Raw genomic sequence first — 6,519 nt, 5'->3', positions numbered from 1 at the left:
CCTCATAGTCCTGCAAACCACTCATAACCCTGATCCTCCCAATAGCCTTTACGAGGTAACAAATTGCTGACGAATGTAATTTGAGTTACCCACTTACTTTGCTTGTAGCCCAGTTTAATTGGGGATGCTAGGCGTATGGGCGCACCATTATCAACTGATAAAGGTTGTCCATTCTTTTGATAAGCCATGAGAGTTTGGGGATGTACAGCAGAGGCAATATCCCAGCTTTCATAGTAGCCATCAGCAGATTTAAAGTAGACATAGCGGACGTTTGACTTCGGCTGTGCCAGTGCTACCAAGTCTCGTAATCGCACACCTCCCCATTGAGCGATCGCAGCCCAGCCTTCAACACACACATGGCGAATTACCATTGAAGTCAAGGGAAGTTTTTCAATATCTGCCATACTCAATTGCATCGCGTTACTAACCTCGCCATCAATCGTCAGGCGAAACTGCGCCGGATCAATTTGCGGCGTAAAGTCAAAGGTATTAATCAGCAATTTGTCTGGTTCTATGGCACTAACAGGAAATTCAGGTACTGGTTTTTGACTTAGCAGGAGTGCTTCAAGACTTTGATTTAGTGGCTCAGATATTTGCCGCAGATTATCTGAGAACAAATTTGTCCCACAGCCACCTAAAAGAAAGCCTACCCCTGAAAGTCCAGATACTTGCAGTAACCGACGACGGGATAGGGTGTGTTTGGGAAGAATCAGACTCATAGAACCTCTACAGGAACATAGACTTAATTAGACGGATGCTTCCTATCTTTAGGGCAAATAATATTTTGTTATTGAAGAATATCTGCGCTTTGATGTTTATGATACTAATCTATAGGCAACAGAGGAACAAAGCGACTTTTAAGCAACTGCTGGGATATGCGATCGCTAACTAGCAATTAGGGTGGGCACTATTACCCACCCTAACACTTTAACTTGCTACTGCCTCAGCAGGCGCTGCCTCAGCAGCAGTTATGGGTAAATAAACACTAACCTTCTTACGGGTTTTGCCCTTTCTCTCAAACATTACAACACCGTCGATTAAGGCAAACAGAGTGTCATCGCTACCAATACCGACATTGTTACCAGGGTGGAATTTGGTACCACGCTGACGCACGAGAATGTTTCCTGCACGGACAACTTGACCACCATAACGCTTCACACCCAGACGTTGGGCATTAGAATCACGACCGTTGCGTGTACTACCTGTTCCTTTCTTATGAGCCATGATTTCCTCTTGTGTATCTTCTTAATTATTATTCAGCAGCAGTTTCAACTTCTTCAGCAGCAGTTTCAACTTCTTCGGCAGGAGTCTCATATAAAACGGGGGTTTCCTTCTCCGTTTCTCCTTCAAAAGCAAATACTTCACCATTAAGGGTGATGGAGTCAATCATAAGTCTGGTAATTTCCTGACGATGCCCCCGCTTTTTACGGGTTTTCTTTTTGGGCTTCATCTTGTATACCAAGACTTTACGACCTCTGTAATGTCGCATTACAGTCCCTTCTACAGTCGCACCTGTCACTAGTGGCTGTCCAATGGTGACTTCGCCATCGTGCTGCACGAGTAATACGGAGTCTATTGTAACTTTTTCATCTGGTTCAATCGCAAGCAGTTCAATATCGTAAAACCGGCCTGGCTCTACTCGTATTTGTTTGCCGCCAGTTTCAATAATCGCGTAGGTCATGGAATTGTCCTTGAGGTGCCGTACAGGTAGCTGGTTTTTATATCGCGTAGAGACGCTTTTGCCAGCTTTTGTAATATGTCTACCTGATCCGAGCAGGAATTAGACAGACAATCTAACATACTATTTTATGAACAGGTGTGAAGTCAAGCTTTTATTTGCCAAAAATCGTCATAACTGAATCACCCACGCAAAAAATGTAAAATGCATTGATAATTCAAAATCAATGTTATTCAGTTAGATACTGCTTCCATCTTAGGACTGAGTTTTATAAATTAGCAGAAATATTTAGACTAAAACTTATATTTTCTTATCAGAATCTACACATTTTTCTTCTTTGTTTTAAAATTAAACTTACACTCTTAAATCGTAAGGTTCTTCAGAAAATTTAGTGATTTCATAAGAGTCAAATTACTAAAATTGAAACCTGATATTTAAAACAGGAGATAAACTGTCATGACACAGCAAAATGCTACCCGGCTTTTTGAAGCCGTAAAACAAGATCAAGCACTACAGCAAAGGCTCAAAGCAACAGCTAATCCAGAAGCCTTCGTCAAGATTGCTCAAGAGCGTGGCTATGATTTCAACGTCGAAGAACTGGAGAGTGAAATCAGCAACTTGTCTGAAGAAGATTTAGCCGCCATTGTTAATCCAGGATGGGGGAATAGACGGCACATTAATCCTAGATAATTCCTGTTCTAGGAAAGCAAAAATATAGAACTAAATTCACAAGTTTTGCTCCTTAAGGGGATATCGTTGCATCATCTCCTTTAGGGGCATTTTTGTTAAACTAAGTACAGCTTTGCGTAAATCGTAGCAAATTGAGGGTTGAAATTTAAACGCAGAGGGGCGCAAAGGTACGCAAAGAATTCGCTAGGAATTAATGAAATGTTGTACTAAGCAACTCTTGGTATTAGTCATTGGGTATGGGAATTTTTATTCTGCTCTTCTGTTGTATCACTATTTATCACTGACTTCCCACCTGCTTAACTCGTGAGTTAGGATGACTATATTTTAATCAGGTGATATGAAAAGAATAGAAGTTGAGCAAAGAACTATTTTAATTGGTTTAGCAGGTAGCCACGGCTATGGTTTAAATCGTCCTGATTCAGACTTTGATTATCGGGGAGTATTTATCGCACCCAAAAGATACTACTTAGGGTTTGATCACATAGAGCAAAAAGATACTGGTTGGGATGAGCCAGGAATATTTCCATTCGTTGATGGCAACAAAGACACAGTTATATATGAATTAAGAAAAATCCTTCAGTTATTAGCGGGTGCAAATCCCAATGTTTTAGAATTGCTGTGGTTAAGTAACTATCCTTTTTTAAGCGCAGTCGGACAGCATTTAATTAATCATAAGCAGTTATTTTTGAGCAAGAAAGCAAAACATACTTACACTGGTTATGCCTTTGCCCAAATCAAAAAGATGGAAACTCATCGTAAATGGTTGTTAAAACCACCGCAAAAAAAGCCTATACCATCTGATTTCGCCATAGAAGACGAAGCACCCCTGAGCAAAGATGAGTTAAATGCTTTTCTGGAGTATCTTTATAACTTAATCAGAGGACGGATTGAGTTTTTAGAAGAAGCGGAACAATTATATCAATTGCTGACGGCAGATATTGATTTTAAAGGCCTGTTGAAACAATACACATTGCCAGATGAAACTTTAGAATATACCCAAAAGTTAACCAACAGCCGTAAAGATTTTATCCGCCTACTTCAAAAAAGCCAAAGTTATCAAATAGCTTTAAGAGAATGGAAAGCTTACTTATCTTGGCAGGAAAATAGAAATCCGGCTAGGGCAGAAATGGAAAGAAAATCGGGTTTTGACCTCAAACATGGGATGCACTGCATTAGATTGCTACGCAGTGGAGTAGAAATATTGCGGCGAGGTGAAGTGATTGTAGATAGGAGAATAGCTGGTGATTTTGAGGATTTAAAAGCTATTTTAAAAGGTGAGTATTCTTATGAAGAGGTGATGAAAAAGGCAGAAGATTTAGTCGCCGAAATGGAAATTGTTTACGAACAATCTACCCTACCTCACAAACCTGATTTAGAGCAAATTAATGATTTGTGTATGGAATTGGTAGAAATGCAAAATTGGTAAGTTGTTGGGCATTGGGCATGAGACATTGTTGATTAAGTTTCTTCGCTATTCCCTATTCCCCACTCCCCACTCCCCATTAAAGAGCATACATTAAATCAGCAAAGCCATAGAGGCTGATGATGAGCAATAACGATGCTGTTAGTTGGGTAATTCGCGTCTGGGGTGAGGGCGCGATCGCTTCCCGCACTAAGATAGAAATAGATGCCCCAACTACTAAGCTCAAGCCTAAGATTAAATAGGGTCTATCGGGTAAAATACTGGCTATTCCCAGCATAGCGATCGCTAATAAGAGCATCAGTAATTCTACAAATCTGGGCGGGTTGTATTGGCTAGATAGAACAAAGCTGTTAAACCAAAAAGACCAAAATCTCATAGGAAGTGAGGAGTTATGAGTTGTATAGTTAGTGCTGAATCTTGAGTTAGGAGTTGTGAGTTATATACTCAGTCTTGAGTGAGGAATTAAAGTTGTGAGTTATGAAGCAGCTTTCTATTCAAAACTCCTCACTCCTAACTCCTCACTCTTAACTTTTAACCCCTAGCCCCTAATTTTTGACCTGTGCCGTTTTTTTGTGCAATATCACTTTCTGGTAGTTCAATGCCAAAGACGCGGCTAAAAACTTTGGCGACTTTGTAGCCAGAATCAATCGATTCTAAGGGGTCTTTCCGCAGCCTGTGACGCAAGCATAGCGTAATTACGCGGTGGATATCATCAACTGTAACTTCAGTACGTCCTTCATAAGCTGTTAAGGCTTTGGCGGCGCGGTTACTAACAATGTCACCCCGCAAACCATCTACATCCAGTTCTGAGCAGACTTCAGAAATTTTCACCCGTAGTTCATAGTCAATTTTCACTTCTGGCAAAAGCTGTTGAGCATTGACAATTTGCTCTTGCAGTGCTTCTTGCTGGGGTTTGTAGTTTTCGAGAAAGACTGGAGGATTTTGGTCAAAATCCGCCCGTTGTTCCACGATTTGCACCCGCAAGGCTGGTTCTTTTACGGTGTGAATTTCTGCGTGCATCCCAAAGCGATCAAGCAGTTGGGGGCGTAGTTCGCCTTCTTCCGGGTTTCCAGAACCCACAAGAACGAAACGCGCTGGGTGACGGATAGAAATACCTTCTCGTTCTACAGTGTTCCATCCACTCGCGGCGGAATCTAGTAGCACGTCTACGAGGTGGTCATCTAGTAAGTTGACTTCATCCACATAAAGAATGCCTCGGTTAGCCTTTGCCAGCAGTCCCGGTTCAAAGGCTTTGACACCTTCAGATAAAGCTTTCTCAATGTCGATTGTGCCACAAACTCGGTCTTCTGTAGCTCCTAGCGGCAGGTCTACCATTTGGACTTTTTTATGAGCTACAGGAATTTCCGCCCCTTGTTCTAACAGTTGGCGGACTTCATCGCTCATCAAGTCGGGATCGCTAGGATCACTACTGAAGGGGTCATTGGCAACCACAGAAATTTCTGGCAGCAGATCCGCCAGCGCTCGGATAGTTGTGGATTTCCCGGTGCCGCGATCGCCCATGATCATTACACCACCAATTTTGGGGTCAATCACGTTCAATAGGAGCGCCAGTTTCATTTCTTCCTGGCCCACAATTGCCGTAAAAGGAAAGACCACGCGACGCGCACTTGCCGTGGATTGAGCAGTTGGACTCACTAAATTACCTTAACAATATTTTTCTTATTACAGTTTTCTATTGTGACACAGGTGGGTGTGGGGGAGTGAGAAGATCGGGGGCAGGGGGCAGAGGGAGTAGGGGAGGCAGGGGGAGAAAATTTTAACTTGTCCCCAATGCCCCATTCCAAATTGGGCACTAATGGCTATTTGCTGCGTCAAGCAACTTATAACTTTGCTAGGTCTGCTTTAATTTTTCTGGTGCAAAAGTTCCATAAGCAGGGAACGAACAACTACCAACTCATCAATTCAATACTAAGCATAAATACTTGTAGACTAATGGTTAGTAGATTCAATCGTAAAAACGAACAATGGCGTGTGTGGGTAGCTAATGCATCATTCAAATCTATGAAATCACCCTTTATTGTTCAGAATTGGCGACGACTACTCAAGTCTCTTTTTCCGATTCTCGTTTTAATATCCTTTATTACTGTATTATTGGTGGACAGTTTCACTCCTGCCATCGCACAGATACCCCGTCAGGAAATTCGCGGGGTTTGGATGACCACTAATGATTTTAATACCCTCAAAAATCGAGACAAAGTGCAGGATGCCGTAAGTCAATTACGACGGCTGAACTTCAACACAATCTATCCTGTGGTGTGGAATTCTGGCTATGTGATGTATCCTAGTGCGATCGCACAACGTGCAGGTATTCAACCTTTTGTCTACAAAGGTTCAGATGGACATGATATTCTTGCAGACCTAATTAACCAAGGTCATCGCAAAGGATTGCTAGTCATTCCCTGGTTTGAATTTGGTTTCATGGCTCCCCCAACGTCGGAATTGGCAATGAATTATCCTGATTGGTTCACACAAAAACGGGATGGTAGCCAAACTTCGATTAGTGCGGCTGGTGAGGTTATGTGGCTCAATCCGTTCCATCCAAAAGTGCAACAGTTTATCACTAATCTAGTGCTAGAAACTGTTACCCAATATGATGCAGATGGCATTCAGTTTGACGATCACATGAGTTTGCCTCACGAATTTGGCTACGACCAATATACAGTTGCTTTGTACACCAAAGAAACGAAGAATCCTCCGCCAACTAATT

At 42.0% G+C, this 6,519-nt stretch carries 8 protein-coding genes; 3 read left to right on the top strand and 5 right to left on the bottom strand.

Annotated features, from left to right (window positions below; translation table 11 throughout):
* Nucleotides 1–2: 2 nt before the first annotated feature.
* From VE944_RS30810 to rplU, 3 genes are all read right to left on the bottom strand, one after another.
* Nucleotides 3–719, bottom strand: coding sequence for a molybdopterin-dependent oxidoreductase (locus VE944_RS30810; protein ID WP_324986577.1), 717 nt, complete (start codon nt 717–719; stop codon nt 3–5).
* 208 nt (nt 720–927) lie between these two features.
* Nucleotides 928–1,224, bottom strand: coding sequence for a 50S ribosomal protein L27 (gene rpmA / locus VE944_RS30805; RefSeq protein WP_099099325.1), 297 nt, complete (start codon nt 1,222–1,224; stop codon nt 928–930).
* Nucleotides 1,225–1,252: 28 nt separating this feature from the next.
* Nucleotides 1,253–1,681, bottom strand: a complete 429-nt coding sequence (gene rplU, locus VE944_RS30800; protein WP_324986570.1) for a 50S ribosomal protein L21 — start codon at nt 1,679–1,681, stop codon at nt 1,253–1,255.
* 453 nt (nt 1,682–2,134) lie between these two features.
* On the opposite strand from rplU, the gene VE944_RS30795 reads away from it, so the two are divergent.
* Together VE944_RS30795 and VE944_RS30790 are read left to right on the top strand one after the other, a co-directional pair.
* Nucleotides 2,135–2,368 (top strand): Nif11-like leader peptide family natural product precursor, encoded by a 234-nt coding sequence (locus tag VE944_RS30795; RefSeq protein WP_324986567.1) that lies wholly within the window; start codon nt 2,135–2,137, stop codon nt 2,366–2,368.
* 337 nt (nt 2,369–2,705) lie between these two features.
* On the top strand, nt 2,706–3,794 hold the full coding sequence (locus tag VE944_RS30790) for a nucleotidyltransferase domain-containing protein (protein ID WP_324986564.1): 1,089 nt from the start codon (nt 2,706–2,708) through the stop codon (nt 3,792–3,794).
* Nucleotides 3,795–3,870: 76 nt separating this feature from the next.
* Here VE944_RS30790 and VE944_RS30785 read toward each other — a convergent pair whose 3' ends face one another.
* Both VE944_RS30785 and bchI read right to left on the bottom strand, forming a co-directional pair.
* The gene (locus tag VE944_RS30785) at nt 3,871–4,167 is read right to left on the bottom strand and encodes a hypothetical protein (protein WP_324986561.1); all 297 of its coding nucleotides are present in this window, start codon (nt 4,165–4,167) and stop codon (nt 3,871–3,873) included.
* Nucleotides 4,168–4,322: 155 nt separating this feature from the next.
* Complete coding sequence (gene bchI / locus VE944_RS30780) at nt 4,323–5,447, bottom strand: magnesium chelatase ATPase subunit I (RefSeq protein ID WP_324986557.1); 1,125 nt, start codon at nt 5,445–5,447, stop codon at nt 4,323–4,325.
* Between the two features lie 297 nt (nt 5,448–5,744).
* Here bchI and VE944_RS30775 point away from each other — a divergent pair.
* Nucleotides 5,745–6,519: family 10 glycosylhydrolase (locus VE944_RS30775; protein WP_324986554.1), on the top strand; the 775-nt coding region annotated here is incomplete at its 3' end.

Source organism: Nostoc sp., assembly GCF_035638895.1.
Lineage (GTDB): Bacteria > Cyanobacteriota > Cyanobacteriia > Cyanobacteriales > Nostocaceae > Nostoc.
The sequence above is the reverse complement of the archived record's forward strand: the minus strand, read 5'-3'. Positions and strand labels throughout refer to the sequence as shown.